Here is a 16,344-nt window from a genome sequence, read left to right as displayed (position 1 = left end):
CTCCTTCCCTCGGCTGAGCCGAGGGAAGGAGGCCTTCACGCGCGTTGCGAAAGTGGCTTTCGCAACGTCAGCGGCCTGCCCAGGCCGTCTGGACGCATGTCGCGAAAGCCACTTTCGCGACGCCTGATGTCCCGAAAGTGGCTTTCGCGACACCCCCAGCGCAAGCGCCCGGGTGAAGGGCCCTCACGCGCCCGGACGGCACAGCACCGGATTCGCCAGCTCCGCGCACGGCCGGTGCCCATGCGACCGGACGATGTCCTTGCCGACCTGATTCGTCAGGTACCGCAGGAAGCTCGCGAGGAGCGAGTCGGCCTTCGGCTCGCCGAACGTGTACGCGTACTCGGTCTCCCAGAACGGGTACGCCGCGTGGATCGCGCCCTCCAGCGTCGCCTGGTGGCCGTCGATCCGCACCGGCAGCACGTCCTCGCGTTTCGTGGCCGCGCCCAGTTCGCTGTAGCCGAGCGCGCCCGGCACCCGCGACACCGCGTCGAGGACGTCGCTGGTGGACGGCTTCGCGCACCGCACCGTTCCCGGCTGGGCGCCCGGCGCCGGTTTGAGACAGTCGTCGGAGTTGTCGCCGGGTTCCCGCTTGCCCGCCAGGATCCGGGCCTCGAACGTCCGCCGCGTGCCGGAGTCGGAATGCCGGTCGACGAGCCGGACCGGTTGGTCCTTGCCGCCGATCTCCCGCCAGTTCGCGATCTTGCCGTCGTAGACGTCCCGGATCTGCGCGAGCGAAAGATCCTGGACGCCCGCCTCCTTGTTGATCACGAGCGTGAACAGCGAGAACGCCACCGGACGCGGCAGCAGCTGCGGATAGCCCTCGCCCTTCGCGCCGTCGGAAAACGCCAGCGTGCCGTCGTTCGCCGCCTGGTTCAGGCTCCCGAGCCCTTCGGCGCTCCCCCGGCTGTCGAAGACGAACGACGCGCCTGGGCACGTCTTCGTGTACGAAGCCGTCGCTTCCTTGAGCACCGGCGCGAAGGCCGTCGATCCGGTGATCGTGAGCTTCCCGGACGCGCAGTCCAGCGGCGGCGGCTTCTCGTCGAAGAACAGCGACCGGGTCAGCTGGAAGATGCTGACCACGACGAGGAAGAGGATCAGCGCCATCACCGAACCCGTCGGCCCGGTGCGGCTCTTGGTCTCGCGGAGACTGCCGCCCTTGATCTCGCCGATGACCTGGGGATCGTCGAAGGCGTCGGGCGAGCCGTTGGGGACGCGGTCGAGCACGGCGAGGATCTTGTAGTGCGCGCCGCGGTTCAGCGGCACCCTCGGCAGGTCGATCACCCCGGCGGGCCGTTCGGGGTTCTCGTCACGCGCGCCGAACCCGGAGTCGTCACCGAAGCATTCGTGCAGATGCGGCGAGCTGAGTTCGGTCACCACCATCCCGGCCACGGTGCGGCCGGGGAACTTCACGCGGATGCCGACGCGATCGTTCTCGTTGACCGCGTAGTCGTCGGTGTCGATGTCGGTGGTGCCGTTGTTCTCGATGCGCAGCAGCACGAACGACGGGTCGACGAGCCGTTCGCCGTTCTCGTGCTGGAGTTGCGCGAGCGCGTCGGCCGTCGGCGCGAACCCGCGCCCGGACGCCGTCGGGGTGTCCATCTGCACGCGGTAGCCGAGCCGTTTGCGGCCGACGAGCACGAACTCCCACAGGAACGCGACGGCCGGGACGCCGATCCCGGCCACCGCGAGCAGGACGTCCCAGGGAAAGCCTTCCAAGACCAGCCTCCAGGTTCGGGGTATCGAACCTATGGCTCATCCCGGCGGGGGACGGCGGACTTCAGCCAGTGTTCACCGGCCGTCCGCGAAGGCGTAGTCGTCGAGGTCGAAGAACCGGCTCGTCACCATCGTTTCCAAGGTGGGCGAGGCGCGGAAGGGCACGTCCCCGTTCGCGTCGAAGTAGTAGCTGTTGGCAAGGGAACAGCTGTCCTGGAAGAAGACCTGGTGCTTGCGGCGGTCCAGCATGCTCCGGAAGTACCGGTCGTTGGCCTCGTTCGTGACCTCCACGCGGGTCGCGCCGGTCTTCCTGGCGTTGCGCAGACACCGGATGATGTGCGCCGTCTGCGTCTCGATCAGGTTGAAGTACGAGGAACCGTTGTAGCCGTACGGCCCGAGAATGGTGAAGAAGTTCGGGAAACCGGGCACGCTGACGCCCTGGTAGGCCTGGAACCGGTTCTCCGCCCAGAACTTCTCCAGATCGGCGCCGCCGGATCCGCGCACGGTGAAGGCGGGCATGTTGCCCTTCTCGAACACCTTGAACCCGGTCGCCAGCACCAGGACGTCGACGGGGTGTTCGGTGCCGTCGGTGGTACGCACCCCGGATTCGGTGATGGCGTCGATGGCCGTGGTCTCCAGCGTGACGTCGTCCCGGTTGAACGTCTGGAGGTACTCGTTGGAGAAGCTCGGCCGCTTGCACCCCAAGGCATAACGCGGCGTGAGCTTCTCGCGGGTCACGGGGTCCTTCACCGCCCGGCGCAGATGCGCGCGCCCGATCCGCTCCCCCGCGCCCGCGGTCGGCAGGAGGTTGTGGAAATGCGCGGCCAGCGGGAAGGTCACCTCGACGAGTGCCTGGCTGGCCAGGCGGGACACCAGTTTCGCGCCCGGCAACCGCCGCAACGCGAGCCGTGCCGTCCGCGGTAGGACGGCGTCGGGTTTGGGCAGGCACCAGATCGGCGTGCGCTGGAACACCGTCAGGTGACCCGCCTCCGGTGCGATGGACGGGATCACCTGCACGGCCGAGGCCCCGGTGCCGACGACGGCGACGCGTTTGCCCCGCAGGTCGACGGAGTGGTCCCAGCGCGCGGTGTGCATGACCGTGCCACGGAAACCGTCGAGCCCGGCGATGTCCGGCGGTTTCGGCTGGGTGAGCACGCCGGTCGCGCCGACGACGAACCGTGCCGTCATCGACCAGCCGTCGGCGGTCTCCAGGCGCCACAAGTGCGTTTCGTCGTCGAAGGTCGCGGAGACGACCTTGCTGCCGAGGCGCGTGCGGCGGCGGATGTCGTACTTGTCGACGCAGTAGTCGGCGTACGCCTTCAGCTCGCGGCCGGGCGCGTAGACGCGCGACCAGCCGGAGATCTGCTCGAACGAGAACTGGTAGCTGAACGACGGGATGTCGACGGCGACACCGGGATAGGTGTTCCAGTGCCAGGCGCCGCCGACGCCGTCGCCCTCTTCCAGCATCAGGAAGTCCTCGAAACCCGCCTTGTGCAGCAGGATCGCGGCACCGATACCGGAGAATCCCCCGCCGATGATCGCGATCTCGTGGTCCGGCTTCATGCGGGAAGTCCTTCCTTGGCGAACAGCGAACTGGCGCCGAGCACGACGACGTCCGCCTGATGCTCGATACCTTCGGCGGTGCGGATGCCGTCGGGCGCGAAGGCGTAAACCGGCCACGTGATGAGCTTGCACCCGGGCCTTGTGAGCGCACCGTAGTAGCCGAGACCGGGCGCCGTCCGCCGCGAGCCGAAGCGTCGGTCAGGTGTCAGGAGCCTGCGGATCCAAGGGTCTTTCACCTGCCAGCGCAGGAAAACCCGGGCGACGGTGATGCCGAGGACCTTCGGGCCGGGGACCGGCATCGGCACCACCCAGTCGGGTTCTTCCTGGAACACCTTCACCGACCGCGCGGTGGCCGCCACTTCGGGCACGATCTGCGCCGCCTCGCGGCCGGGCGCGACCACGGCCACCCGCTGCCCGGAGAAGTCGTGCCCGAACCACTCGGTACCGCGCAGCACCTCGCCCCGGAAGTCGCCGAGGCTCATGACGCGACCGGTTCGTGGGTGATCTCCTCGGTCCACGACTGCGGCTTTCCCAGCAGCCGCGCGGGGATCAGGCGGGTCACCTTCACCATCGGGTCGGCGAGCAGCCGGTGGTAGACGTGCGAGCGGTCGACGATCATCGCCGCCTGCGCCTTGAGCACGTGGTACGCCGGGATGCGTTTGGTGAACTCGCCGCGGCCGCCGATGGCGGAGAACCGCTTCACGGCGTTGTACAGCTTCTTCTCCGGCAGGCCCATCGCGACGATGTTGTCCCGCATCTTGTTGATCAGCGGGACGAACACCACGATCAGGCCGAGGACGATCTGCGGTTTCAGCGAGCCGACGGACTCGGTGAGCAGCTTGGTCGTGGAGCCGGCACCGATCAGCTCCAGCACCTCGAAATCGGCCGTGATGTGCCGGGACTCGTCGGAGTTGATATGCCGGAACACCTGGTGGCACACCGGATCGGAGACCTCTTCCAGCAGGAACTTCACCAGTGCGCCGTCCAGCGCGCATTCCAGCAGCGGGATGAGCGTGGCCAGCGCCGTCAGCGGGAGCGTGTCGCCGTAGTCGTCGAGGACCTTGATGGCAAGCTTGACGTTGATGTTCGGCTCGGGCATCGAACCGTGCTCGTCGAGCATGCCCCAGCGTTTCATCAACGCCAGTTCCGCGTTGGCGTGCTTCTGTTCCTCCGCGTGGAAGTAGCGGTAGATCTCCTGGATCACCGGGGTCGGCGCCTTCTTGGCCAGCGACGCGAACCCGCGGGCGCCGACGTGCTCGATCCACACGAGATCGGCCATGAACGGCCGCATCTTGGCGCGGAGTTCGTCGGTCATCGTCTCGGCGCCGGGCGCGTCCCAGTCGATGTCGGCCAGCGACCACTGCTTGTCCTTGATGGTCTGGAGCATGGCGTCGAAGTCGTAGGCCATCACTTCTCCTTTCCGGCGGGCAGGAACCGGCCGAGCAGACCGGCGACCCGCGTGTACGGGACGGGCACGAACCGCTTGGCGTGCCACAGAAGCTGGGCGTCGGGCTGCGGCACCACGTACAGGCGCCCGCGATCGTGGGCGTCGAGTGTCATCCGCGCGACGCGCTCCGGCGAGAACCCGACCACGTCGGAGACCCGCTGCGCGAGCCCGCGTGCGCCGTCTTCGATGAGTTCGCCGCCGAAGATGTTGGTGCGCACGAAGGTCGGGCACAGCACGGTGACCGCGACGCCGGTGCCGGACAGTTCGGCGGAGAGGGTCTCGGAAAGGCTGACGACGCCGGCCTTGCTCACGTTGTACGCGGCCATCCTCGGCGCGGCGGTGAAGCCTGCCGCCGAAGCGACGTTGATGACGCCGCCCGTCTTCGCCGCGCGCATGGCGGGGACGAAGGTGTGGCAGCCGTGGATCACGCCCCAGAGGTTCACGCCGAGGGTGCGTTGCCAATCGGACAGTGGGCTCTCCCCGACGAGCTTGCCGCCGGCGCCGATCCCGGCGTTGTTGACGACGAGGTCCGGCTCGCGGCCGAACCAGGAGCGCGCCTGGCTCGCCAGGTCCGCGACTTCGTCCACATCGGACACATCGCAGGCGATGGCGACCGCGTCCTTGAGCGTCTTCGCGGTTTCTTCGGCCGCTTCGAGGTCGATGTCCGCGCAGACGACCCGGCTGCCGCGCCGGACGAGCTCGGCCGCGATCGCCCGCCCGATCCCGCTTCCCGCGCCGGTGACGACGGCGTGTGCTCCATGAGTCCGTTGCGTCATGCCGCCCTCACGATCGCCGGAAGGTTTCCGGTGAGGAAGCGGCAAGCCCGCTCCATCGCCGGGCCCGCTTCGGGAATGAAGCGGGTCAGTGCCTGGAAGACGTGCATCTGGCCGGGGACCACTTCGAGTTCGCAGTCGGCTCCCGCGCGGCGGAGCGCCCTGGCGAGTTCGATGGCGTCCGCCGCGAGCATCTCCAGCCCGCCCGCCTGGATGATCGTCGGCGGGAAACCCTTGATGTCGTCGAAAGCGAATCTCAACCGCGTCGACGCGAGGTCGGCGTCCACTGTGTACAGACCGACCAGCCGCGCGGCCGCGGCGGCGGAGATCATCGGATCCGGGCTCATGCGTTCGCGTTGGGCGGCCAACGAGAACGTCACGTCGAACAGCGGCGAGAAGAGGGCAAGCGCGGCAGGCGGCGCTTTTCGTTCCCGGAGCAGCTGCGCGGCGAGATCGACCGCGAGATGCCCGCCCGCGGAGTCACCCGCGACGAGGATCCGCCGGTATCCCTGGTCGAGAAGCCGGTCGTAGGCCGCGCGGACGTCGTCGGCGGCGCACGGGAACCGATGCCCGGGCGCGAGACGGTATTCGCAGGCGAAGACCGGCAGTCCGGTACCGGCGGAGACCCGGGTGGTCAGCCCGCGATGGGTGCGCGGCGAGCAGAGCGCGTAACCGCTGCCGTGGATGTACAGGACCACGGCGTTGCCCTCGGTCACCTCGGGCGCGCGGACCCACTCGCCGCGGATGCCGGGCTCGACGCGGCTTCCCTTCAACGGCGGCGAAGCCAGCCACAGACTGCTCGCGATGAAGGCGCGGGAGAAGGCGACGCCCGCCCGGTTCGCCGGGATCGCGTTGGCGATCGGCCGTACGAAAGCGGACGTCAGCGCGGCGGCCAAACCGGGACGCAGGCCATTCTGCGGTCGCATGCCCTCAGAATGAATCCGAGGGCACCTGCTGTCAAGATGGGGAGGTGACCGCGTCCCGCCGCTACAGCGGCAAGACCGCCGACGAACGCCGCGCCGAACGACGGCTCGCCCTCCTCGGCGCCGCACTCGACATCTGGCAGGAACAAGGCTGGGCGGCGGTCACCATGCGGGGCGTCTGCGCGCGGGCGAACCTGACCGACCGGTACTTCTACGAGAGCTTCGCGAACCGCGACGCGCTGCTCGCCACCGCTTGGGAACAGGTCCGCGACGAGACCCTGCGGATGGTCCTCGACGCCGTCGCCGCCCACGTCGAGCGACCGGCCCTGGAGCAGCTCCGCGCCGCCGTCGACGTCGTCGTGCACCACGTGCAGGAAGAGCCGGCGCGCGCTCAGATCCTGTTCGGCGACCACTCGGGCAGCGCGGTGCTGGAGCAACTGCGGCGGCAGACCGTCCAGGAGACCACCGGCCTGCTGATCGAACTCGCGCGGCCGCATCTGAAGCCGGACGTGGACGGGCTGGAGTTCCGGGTGAACGTCCTGCTGGGCATCGGCGGCTTCGTGGAGATCATGCTCGCTTGGCGCTCCGGCCTGCTCGACGCGGACGCGGACACGCTCGTCGGCCACCTCACCGGAGTGGGCACCTCACTGTCGCGGATGTTCCTCAAGGGTGACACCAACGGGTGAATTTCGGGGCGAGCCCCGCCGCCTTCCCGGAAACGACTCAGGGCCCCATCCGGAGTGTCCGAATGGGGCCCTGACCTGCGGAGCCGCCTAGGGGAATCGAACCCCTGACCTATTCATTACGAGTGAATCGCTCTGGCCGACTGAGCTAAGGCGGCGGACATCGGGCTCGCACCCGATGACGGGGACAAGTGTAGCGGAGGCTTGAACGTCACCTTCGAGGGCCACCGTCGTTAAGGTCCTATGACGCCGGTCTCAGTCCCCCAAGATCGGCCCACCCCCACTGGAGGACCTGTTCATGCGGCAACGACTGCCCCGTGTGCTGGCGCTTCCGGCCGCCGCGGCCCTGCTTCTGCTGACCGCGGCCCCGGCGACGGCCCAGACGATCCCGACCACGCCGATCCCCGATCCGGCGAACCCGGGACAGCCGCCGATGTCGGCGCCGATCGGGCCGCAGCCGCTGGGCAAGGCGGTCGGTGACGCGGGGGCGGCGCTCGGCGTGCTGCGGCTGCTGCCGAACGCGGTGCCGACCAGCGCCATCCTCCCTGGCGCGGGTGAGCTGCTGCCCAAGCAGTCCGCGCTCGAAGCCGGAATGGGGCTTTCCAGCGCGCAGGCCAACTCCGAGGCCTACCTGAACTACGAAAAGGCGATCGCGCAGTCGTCTCCGTTCGGCCTGTCCGCCGCGGGCAACGCGCCGCAGACGCCGGGCAGCCTCGTGCAGACGGCCCTGCCGGACAACCCGAAGCCGATCAGCGGCGGCCTCAACGCGCCGAAGAACCCGCTGTTCAACCTCGGCCTGCTCAACGGTGAGGCGCACGCGCGCTGGAGCCCGACGCTCGGCCCGTGCGTCGGCACGATCGCCGACTCGAGCACGTCGATCGCGAACCTCGCGCTGCTGCCGACCATCCCGAACATCCCGGGCGCCGAGCAGCTGACGCAGGCTTCGGAGCAGCTCACTGCCGGCCTCAAGGCCCTTCCCGGTCCGCTGGCCAACCTCGGCGGTCTGCTTTCGGGGAACAGCACCAGCGCCGACGGCAAGGGCGCCGTGCTGAGCCTGCCGAACACGCTGTCGTCGCGTTCGGTCGTGCGGCTGGTCGACATCCCCGGCTCGAAGAACAAAGCCGTCGAATCGACGTCGACGCTGCAGGCGGCCAACATCGAACTGTTGAAGGGCACTCCGCTCGGTCTGACGATCAAGGTCGCCAGCCAGCCGACGCTGCGGGTCACGTCGACCGGCGACAAGAAGACGTCGAAGGTCGAGTACACCGCACCGGTGCTGCAGATCGTCCGCGGTGACAAGGTGCTGTTCACCCTCGACGCGAACAACCCGACCAAGGACATTCCGATCGGCATCCCGCTGCCGTCGCTCAAGCAGGTCCCCGGCTTCGAGCAGTTGAAGAACGTGCCGGTCGTGGGCGGGCTCGCCGAGATGATGGACGGTGCCACCAAGCAGCTTCCGGGCGGTGAGGCCGGGAACGGGCTCACGCTCGACCTCGGCGTGCTGAAGCTGTCGATCGCCGGGCTGAACCAGAAGTCGAGCGACATGACCTCGCCGTTCAAGGGCTTCCAGATGGGTGCCTCGGCACGAATGCTGGACCTGCAGATCCTGCCGACGACGGCCCTGCAGAAGGCGCTGCCGCCGGAGGCCGCGAAGAACCTCCCGTCGTCGCTGGCCCAGGTCTCGCTCGGTGAGCAGATCGCCCGCGCGTACGCGCCGGCCGGCGGGGTCGAATGCGGCACAGCCACTCCGCCGCCCGCAGGCAACAACGGTGGCGCGGCGCCGAAGGGACCGGTCAAGAACCTGGCCTACACCAACGCGGCCTACGACACGGTGCCGATGTTCTGGACGGGTACGGCGATGCTGCTGATCGGCGTGGTGCTCGTGGCGGCCATGCCGGGTCGCCGACGGCTCGCGGTTGTTCCGGTCACGAAGAACTCACCTGGGTCGCCCGGGTTCAAGCCTTCGCCGCGGCCGCGCTCGCTGGACTCTGAGGACTAGACGGGGCGAGGAGGGTGATGAACGGCCTTTTCACGCCTGGCCCCCGGCGTGAGAGGTCCGTTCGTCCCTCCCTCTTGGCCGCACTTCGGTAGTCGGGGCTGCCCGATCGCGGTCCCCATCAGCCCACGATGTTCCCGATGCCACATTGGGGACATCACGTTCCCGCCGCTCGAATCCGAAGCGCCTTCACTTACCCACAGCACTTGTCCACAACCATCCCCACCTGTGGACAACTCCCGCGACCAGCCCTTTTCCCCCTCCACCCCCGGTAGACTGGACTCGGGGACGCCCCCCTGGGACGGGCGGGGGCTGGGGTGCGGCGAGCCGGGCGGGTCAGCCTTGGCGCAGGGTGGTGACCATGGCTTCGACGGCGATCCTCGGCTTCACGTTCAGGTCGATGGCCTCGCGGCATTCCAGGACGGCTTCGAGCCGCCGCAGGATCGAGTCCGGCGCCCAGGCGGAGGCGGCCTGCGCGATTTCCGAGGCGTGGTCCGGGTGGTTCAGCGTCGCGTCCGCGCCGCTCGCGGTCACGAGCACGTCCCGGTAGAACGCGGCCAGGTCCACCAGCGCGAGGTCGAGGGTGTCCCGCTGGGTCCGGGTCGCGCGGGACTTCTGGCGCTTCTCGAGCTGCTTCACGGCGGCTTCGGCAGCGCGTTTCGCCCCGGAGACGCCCTTCCCGATGCCGTCGCCGCCCATCGCGGTGCGAAGTTCGGAACGTTCGGCCTCGTCGCGGACCTTGCTCTCCTCGCCCGCGTCGGCCTCCGCGGCGCTGATCAGCTGATCGGCGCAAGTGAACACATCGGACGGACGGCGCAGGCCGAGCGGGATCCGCAGCACGGTAGCCCGCCGCTGCCGGGCGGCCTCGTCTGTGGCGAGCCGCCGCGCGCGGCCGACATGCCCGCTCGAGACGGACGCGGCCCATCGCGCACGCTCGGGATCGATGCCGTCCCGCTCCATGAGCACCTGCGCGATCGCCTCCGGCGGCGGCGTCCGCAGCGTGACCAGACGGCACCGCGAGCGGATCGTCACCGACACGTCGTCCGGGTGATCCGACGGCGCGCACAGCAGGAAGACCGTGCGGTCCGGCGGCTCCTCGACGGCCTTCAACAGCGCGTTCGACGCGCCTTCGGTCAGCCTGTCGGAGTCCTCGATGATCACCACCTGCCACTTCCCGGTGGTCGGGCGGCGGGCGGCGGCCTGCACCAGCGAACGCATCTCCGCGACGGAGATCGAAAGGCCTTCCGGCACTACGAGCTTGACGTCCGCGTGCGTCCCGGCCAGCACGGTGCGGCAGCCAGGGCATTCGCCGCATCCGGTGCCGGTACTGCACTGCAACGCCGCCGCGAAGACCCGCGCGGCCGTCGAGCGCCCCGAGCCCGGCGGGCCGGTGACGAGCCAGGCATGCGTCATCGCGCCGGGCGCGACGGGCTGGTTGTCGACGATCCGCGCGGCCGCGGCCGACGCCGTCGAAAGCGTGCGCGCGGCGGGCTCCTGGCCGACGAGCTGCTTCCAGACACCGATCAGCGCAGGGGCTTCCGTCATCTCACCTCGACCTTTTCCTCCGCCGGAGCGAGCCCGGCGAGCCTGCCGACGAGCACCGCGCGGATCGCGGTCCGCACCCGGTCGCTCACCTCGTCCTCGGTGCCTTCCGCGTCGACCACGACGTACCGGTCCGGGTCGGCGGCGGCCATTTCCGTGAGCAGATGCTGCACCCGCCACTGCGCGTCCAGCGACGCGGACTTCCGCATCACCGTGCCGGGATCGGCGTCGAGCAGGATGGTGATGTCGGGCCGCAACCGGCCGGTCGCCCAGTCGGCGAGCCCTTCGAGTTCCTGGCTGTCCAGCCCGGCGACCGCGGACAGATGCGCCAGCGGCGAGTCCACGAACCGCTCCATCACCACGACGGACCCGGCGTCGAGCGCCGGCTGGATGTCCCGTTCGACGATGTCCGCCCGCACGGCGGCGGCGGCCAGCGCCTGCGCCCGCGCGCCGGACAGCGAAGCACCGGAAAGGAGCTTCGCGAGCCGTTGGTCGTCCAGCGCCGGATCGGCCGCCAGCACGACGGGACGCGTCCCCGCGCGCAGCCATTCGGCCAGCCGCGCGGCCTGCGTCTCGGTGTTGATCGCCCGCGTTCCTTCGAGCGCGATCAGCAGCCCGTTCACGCGACGCGGGCTGCGGCGCAGTGCGTTGCGAAGATCGGCGAGGATCGGCTCCGCCCGCCGGTCGTCCATCTGCCGGTACGCGAAGATGCCGGCGAGCAGCGCGAGGACGCCGCCGCCGATCATCACCGGCCGCGTCCCGTCGATCGTGATCGTGCTGCCCCAGACGGAGATCGCGGTCGGCTGCACCAGGCTGATCAGCACGGGCACCAGGATCGTCGAGCCGAACAGCACGATCTTCATCAGCGACTGGTAGATCGCGTTGATCCGGCCGCGGATGGCGTCCTCGATCCGCGAGCCGATGATCGTGACACCGGTCAGGAACGCCGTCCCGGCCCAGACACCGACCGCGGCGACCGCGACCAGCGAAACCGCGAGATGCGGCGACAGCGCCACCACGACGAGACACAGGCCCGCGGCGACGATCGAAATCCCGAACAGCCGGTCGTGCGCGAGCCGCCGGGCGAGCTTCGGGGCCACCGCCATCCCGGTGGCGAGCCCGAGGAAGACCGCGAGGACGAGCAGGTTGAACGCCGCGTCACCGGCGAGCAGGCTGGACGAGTACGGCTTCGCGGAACCGATCACCGCGCCACCGGCGGCGAACGCGCCGAAGGCACCGATCATCAGCCCGCGGACCAGCGGCGTCGTCCGCACGAACCGGGCGCCGTCGGCGATCATCTGCCGGAAGCCGAACTTCTCTTCGTCGGCGGCTTTGACCTTGGGCTTCTCGACCGAGTGGACGTTGCGCAGCGACAGCTCGGGGATCCGGGTCGCGATCACGATCGCGCTGGTCAGGTACAGCAGGCCGGTGATGACGACGGCGACCTTGGCGATACCGAGCTGGGCGTCGCCCTGGAAGAAGTGGAACGTCGTGTTGCTACCGGTGAGCACGGCGTTCGCCCCGGCCGCGGTGATCACCGCGAGGCCGTAGGTCATCACCATGCCGAGCTGGTTGGCCGTTTCGACCTGGTCCGGACGGCGCAGCAGGTTCGGCACCGCCGCGTCCTTCGACGGGATCCACATCATCGAGCAGCAGCCGACCAGGAAGTTGCCGACGAACACCCACCACGGTGTGCCGACGAACGCGATCGACAGCAGGAACCCGCACCGGCCGAGGTCGCAGAGCACCATCACCTTGCGCCGGTCGAACCGGTCGGCGAGCAGCCCGCCGAGCGGGGCGAACAGCAGCCCCGGCAGCAGCGAGGTCAGCACGACCCCGACGAACGCGAAGTTCTGCGCGGCATAGTTGTCGGTCAGTTTGGTGACCAGGCCGGTCAGCGTCAGGAGGTTCAGCCAGTCCGCGACGCTGCACAGGTAGGAGACACCCCAGATCCGGCGGAACGGCTTGATCGCCAGCACCCGCCGCACGCGGTGCATGGTGGAAGCGTCACGCCCCGCCGAATCACCCGTGCCCGCTTCGGGCACCGACCGCACGCCCTCGCTGATACGCCCACCCCACTAGTCACGCGGCGCCAGGGTGCGACCCGGGTCAACACCGGGTACCCCGACCGTACGGCCAGGGTATCCCGATGGGTGACGTATGGACGGACGGCCCCGTCCGGCGCTATCCGCCGGACGGGTTACCCGAAGATCCCCGCGATGCTGTTGAACAGGCTGGCCAGCAGCTGGATGGCGAGGACGGCGAAGATGATCATGAGGGCGATCGCGATCATGACGCCCGCCATGTTCGACGACGGCTTACCGAGCCGTGGCATCTGCATGGAGCGTTTTGCCCGCCGTACTTCGACTTCGGCCTCTTCGTCGACCTCGACCGGCTCTTCCTGCTTCACGCGCCGGGGCGTGCGGATCAACTGGGAAGGCCTCGACGGCCAGGTGCGCTGCTGGGGCAGGATCCCGATCGGCGCAGCGCCTTGCTCACCGACCGTGCTGACGACCTTGGCCGGCGACTGCGCGGCGGTCTGCTCGGGGCCCGGGCCTTCGGCGGGCCGCTCGTCCGCGAGCATGGCCGCGTCGACCATCCTGCTCACGACCTCGGGGTCGTGCTGTACCGGACCCGGCACCGGCACGTGGACGTCGTCGGCTCCCGCCGTCGGGGCCGCCGGCGCGGTCGTGACCAGCCCGGACAGTGGGTCGGCGAACCTGTCGCCTGGAGGATCTGCCTGAGTGCCGTCGCCTTTCACGAAGTCGGGGGCATCGAAGAAGGGAGTTTCGCCCTTCCCGCTCATGGTGACCACCTCACTACGGAATGTCCTCTGCTTCCAGGGTAACCACCTCGGCCCGCCGCACATCCGCCCAATGGGCCAGATAAATGTCACGCGCCGCGAGGCTGATCTTCACATCCTCCAGCAAAGGTTCGAAGAAAGAACGCCGGTACCGGGCGTCCGTCGCGGTCGATGCGGCGAAGTACAGACCCGAGAAGACCGCGAGGAACACGGAGACGTTGACGAGCGCGGAACTCACCGGAAGGGGGACACCCAGCAGTGTTCCCGGCGCCGATTCACGGCCGGCGAACTCGGTCACCACCTCCGGGGTGAGGATCAGCACCCCGAACACCACGAAGAAGGCGAACACCAGCACCCCGAACGCCACGATCTGCACCGCCTGGGCGAAGAACAGCACCAAGGCGATGTTCAGACGCTCGATCTTCGTCAGCGCGCGCCGGTCCGGCGGAGGCGTGTCGTCATCGAACGGCGTACCGCGCAGGACGGCCGCCCCTGGTTCCACGGTCCAGGACTTCAGCTCCTTGATCTCGTCGGACAGCATCGACGCCAGGAACACCGCGCCGATCAGGACGAGGAAGCCTGCCACCAGCCACAACCGGCCGGGGGTCAGCCGTTCCACGGCCTGCCACAGCTCGGCGGTGAAGAAGCTGAACATCACCACCAGCAGGAGCAGCGGCAACGCCCGTGACGCCAGCGTTCCGATGGCTCTGACCTGGGCGACCGCGCTCCGCGCCGCCCAGGTCAGGATCGAACCCACGCCGATCCGGACCAGCAGCATCAGCACGCCCAGCGCGGCGAGGTTGGCGAACACGGCGATCCACAACGGGTTGTCCCACGCCACCAGCCCGGTGAGCCGCTCGCCGAGCGGCAGCACGAACAGCCAGAAGCCGATCGTCGCCGCCATGACGGCCAACCGGACCCTGGTGCGACTGAGCACGCGGAGCAGCTTCGCCATCAGGCGACCGGCGATCACCGGCACCACGACCACGGCGAACGTCAACGCCAGCACGCCGAGGACGTAGCCGACGCCGCTGGCGCGCATCCTCGCCGCGAGCACGTCCTCGGGGACGTCGAGCAGCTTCAGCAACCCGGCCAGCAGCAGGTCGAGCAGGCTCAGGAACACCAGCCCCGGCGTGGACCGGCGCAGCATGGCCGCCCCGCGCCTCCGCCGGTGGATGACCATCGGCAGCCCTCGCCGCCGGAACCACGCGTCGGCCGCGCGCCGGTCCAGGTCCATGCCCGTCCTCCCCCTCGTCCTCGCTCAAGGCGGCTACGTCCGGCTCAAGTCCACCGCCTCGTGCAGCCAGCCCGCCAGTGCCCGGCGGTCCATTCCACCGAACATCAGCCACCCTTCGGAAGGGGCGGCGTACAACACGAACCTCCCCAGATCGTTGTCGACGATCACGAAGCCGTAGTCCGGGTACTCGGCGTTCAGTCCACCGAAGGCGACCAGGTCGAGGATCGCCGTGCCGGTCCGCGGACGGCTCAGCGTGTCCGCGACCAGGCCGACCTCTTCGTCCTGGCCGGGCAACGGCACGCCGTGCTCGTCGATCCTGATGCGCATCGACTCGGTCTCCCCGGCGGGGACGTGCGGGAGCCCGCCGAAAACGCGGGCGCCCAGCTCGCCGAAATCGCTGAGACTGAACGTGGTCCGCCGCCCCGTCCTCATCCGCCAGACGACCGCCTGATGCCCGTCGCCGTAGCAATCAACGCGCACCGAGCGGGGTGCGGACGCGAAGACGCCAGTGAGGACGCCGCGCACCGAACCCCGCAGCATCACGCCGTGCATCCGGACCGCCGCGGGATGGATCTCACCGTTCTCCATCAACCCGGCCTCTTCGAGCATCGCCGCCTTGGCCGCGTACCGCTCCGCTTGGGTGACGAGATCTCCCGGCTCGTCGTACGACGGGCACAGACGGCGGATCTCGTCGTCGGTGATCTCGGGGTCGTAGCCCAGGTACACGCTCCGCCGCTCGGGCACGGCGCGCAGCACCGGCTCGGCGGCGCGCCTCATCAGTTCCTTCACGGTCGCCGGTTCACGCATGGTTCTGCACCGCCTTCACGATCCATTGCTCGGCCGTCGACCGGCTGGCCGGGCCCCAGGTGAGCGTCCAGCGGCCGTCGCCGTCCATCGCCGCGCTGAACTGGTACCGGCCGAGGTCGTTGTCCACCAGGCCGAACGCGCCGTGCGGGTACTCGGCGAGGATGGCGTTCCGCACCGCGAGATCGACGAGGACCGTGCCGTGCCGAGGCCGCGAAGCACCCTCACGGATCACCTCGACGGCTTCTCGCGCCCGCACCGGGATCAGCCCGCCCGCGTCCGTCTCGATGCGCACGGTCTCGCCGGTGCCGGGCGGATGGTCGGGCAGCCCGTCGAACACCCAGCCCGGCAGCGCGCTGAGGAAACCGGACCGCAGCCGCGCTCGCCTGCCGAGTTTGTTCAGCACCGTGGTGTAGTCCTCGTCGCCGAAGAACCGCACCTCCCACGGCTCCGCCCGCGATGGGAACACCCCGGTCACCACGCCGCGGATGAACCCGCCGCGCAGCGCGCGATACAGCCCGACGGCCTCGGGCGTGACCTCACCGCCGGGGGCCAGCCCGATGGTCGCCATCCCGCTCACGAACCGGGTGTACTGCTCCACCTCCTCGGCCAGGGTGAGCCCCGGCGTCGGCTCCTCGTCGGCCAGTACCGGCGGCACGGAGAGCTCCGGATCGTAGAACTCCATCACCGAGGGACGCTCCGGAACCTCGGCGGCCAGCGGGGCGATGACCTCGTCGATGACGTCGAAGACAGCGGTCGTTGAAGTGCTCACCTGACCATTGAACACCCTGGTACCGACAATTTTTAGAACTTTTGTTCGAACGGGTGAGGTCGTTCGGCGAGCGGTCGGTGAGCGGTTT

At 69.3% G+C, this 16,344-nt stretch carries 14 protein-coding genes and 1 tRNA gene; 2 read left to right on the top strand and 13 right to left on the bottom strand.

Annotated elements, in window-relative coordinates; genetic code table 11:
* Positions 1 to 183 precede the first annotated feature (183 nt).
* From ACFVM3_RS17130 to ACFVM3_RS17105, 6 genes are all read right to left on the bottom strand, one after another.
* Entirely contained in the window at positions 184 to 1,716 is a 1,533-nt protein-coding gene (locus tag ACFVM3_RS17130; protein ID WP_378439721.1) for a PstS family phosphate ABC transporter substrate-binding protein, read from the bottom strand.
* Positions 1,717 to 1,788: 72 nt separating this feature from the next.
* Entirely contained in the window at positions 1,789 to 3,276 is a 1,488-nt protein-coding gene (locus ACFVM3_RS17125) for a flavin-containing monooxygenase (RefSeq protein WP_378439720.1), read from the bottom strand.
* On the bottom strand, positions 3,273 to 3,758 hold the full coding sequence (locus ACFVM3_RS17120; RefSeq protein ID WP_378439718.1) for an FAD-dependent oxidoreductase: 486 nt from the start codon (positions 3,756 to 3,758) through the stop codon (positions 3,273 to 3,275). The genes ACFVM3_RS17125 and ACFVM3_RS17120 overlap by 4 nt, the downstream gene beginning before the upstream one ends.
* The gene (locus ACFVM3_RS17115; protein WP_378439716.1) at positions 3,755 to 4,684 is read right to left on the bottom strand and encodes a ferritin-like domain-containing protein; all 930 of its coding nucleotides are present in this window, start codon (positions 4,682 to 4,684) and stop codon (positions 3,755 to 3,757) included. The genes ACFVM3_RS17120 and ACFVM3_RS17115 overlap by 4 nt, the downstream gene beginning before the upstream one ends.
* Positions 4,684 to 5,499 (bottom strand): SDR family NAD(P)-dependent oxidoreductase, encoded by an 816-nt coding sequence (locus tag ACFVM3_RS17110; RefSeq protein ID WP_378439714.1) that lies wholly within the window; start codon positions 5,497 to 5,499, stop codon positions 4,684 to 4,686. Before ACFVM3_RS17110 ends, ACFVM3_RS17115 begins: the two co-directional genes overlap by 1 nt.
* A complete protein-coding gene (locus tag ACFVM3_RS17105) occupies positions 5,496 to 6,422 on the bottom strand; it encodes an alpha/beta hydrolase (protein ID WP_378439712.1) in 927 nt (308 codons plus the stop codon). The genes ACFVM3_RS17110 and ACFVM3_RS17105 overlap by 4 nt, the downstream gene beginning before the upstream one ends.
* A 44-nt stretch (positions 6,423 to 6,466) precedes the next feature.
* On the opposite strand from ACFVM3_RS17105, the gene ACFVM3_RS17100 reads away from it, so the two are divergent.
* Positions 6,467 to 7,105, top strand: coding sequence for a TetR/AcrR family transcriptional regulator (locus tag ACFVM3_RS17100; RefSeq protein ID WP_378439710.1), 639 nt, complete (start codon positions 6,467 to 6,469; stop codon positions 7,103 to 7,105).
* A gap of 81 nt (positions 7,106 to 7,186) precedes the next feature.
* Here ACFVM3_RS17100 and ACFVM3_RS17095 read toward each other — a convergent pair.
* A tRNA-Thr gene (locus ACFVM3_RS17095) sits at positions 7,187 to 7,260 on the bottom strand.
* 140 nt (positions 7,261 to 7,400) lie between these two features.
* Between ACFVM3_RS17095 and ACFVM3_RS17090 the strand changes: the two genes are divergently transcribed.
* Positions 7,401 to 9,101: a hypothetical protein gene (locus ACFVM3_RS17090; RefSeq protein WP_378439708.1), complete on the top strand. Its 1,701-nt coding sequence runs from the start codon at positions 7,401 to 7,403 to the stop codon at positions 9,099 to 9,101.
* Positions 9,102 to 9,434: 333 nt separating this feature from the next.
* Here ACFVM3_RS17090 and ACFVM3_RS17085 read toward each other — a convergent pair whose 3' ends face one another.
* The 6 genes from ACFVM3_RS17085 to ACFVM3_RS17060 form a co-directional block, all read right to left on the bottom strand.
* Entirely contained in the window at positions 9,435 to 10,643 is a 1,209-nt protein-coding gene (locus tag ACFVM3_RS17085; RefSeq protein WP_378439706.1) for a DNA polymerase III subunit delta', read from the bottom strand.
* Positions 10,640 to 12,694 carry a bifunctional MFS transporter/dTMP kinase gene (locus ACFVM3_RS17080; protein WP_378439704.1) on the bottom strand — a complete coding sequence of 685 codons (2,055 nt, stop codon included), beginning with the start codon at positions 12,692 to 12,694 and terminating at the stop codon, positions 10,640 to 10,642. The genes ACFVM3_RS17085 and ACFVM3_RS17080 overlap by 4 nt, the downstream gene beginning before the upstream one ends.
* Positions 12,695 to 12,840: 146 nt before the next feature.
* Entirely contained in the window at positions 12,841 to 13,446 is a 606-nt protein-coding gene (locus ACFVM3_RS17075) for a hypothetical protein (RefSeq protein WP_378439702.1), read from the bottom strand.
* A gap of 13 nt (positions 13,447 to 13,459) precedes the next feature.
* Positions 13,460 to 14,680, bottom strand: coding sequence for a hypothetical protein (locus ACFVM3_RS17070; RefSeq protein WP_378439700.1), 1,221 nt, complete (start codon positions 14,678 to 14,680; stop codon positions 13,460 to 13,462).
* Between the two features lie 33 nt (positions 14,681 to 14,713).
* Entirely contained in the window at positions 14,714 to 15,487 is a 774-nt protein-coding gene (locus ACFVM3_RS17065) for an ESX secretion-associated protein EspG (protein WP_378439698.1), read from the bottom strand.
* Positions 15,480 to 16,271 carry an ESX secretion-associated protein EspG gene (locus tag ACFVM3_RS17060; RefSeq protein WP_378439696.1) on the bottom strand — a complete coding sequence of 264 codons (792 nt, stop codon included), beginning with the start codon at positions 16,269 to 16,271 and terminating at the stop codon, positions 15,480 to 15,482. Before ACFVM3_RS17060 ends, ACFVM3_RS17065 begins: the two co-directional genes overlap by 8 nt.
* Between the last annotated feature and the right edge of the window lie 73 nt (positions 16,272 to 16,344).

Source organism: Amycolatopsis sp. NPDC057786 (assembly GCF_042797905.1).
Classification (GTDB): Bacteria; Actinomycetota; Actinomycetes; order Mycobacteriales; family Pseudonocardiaceae; genus Amycolatopsis.
Note: the sequence above shows the minus strand (reverse complement) of the source record. Positions and strands in the feature narration are given on the sequence as shown.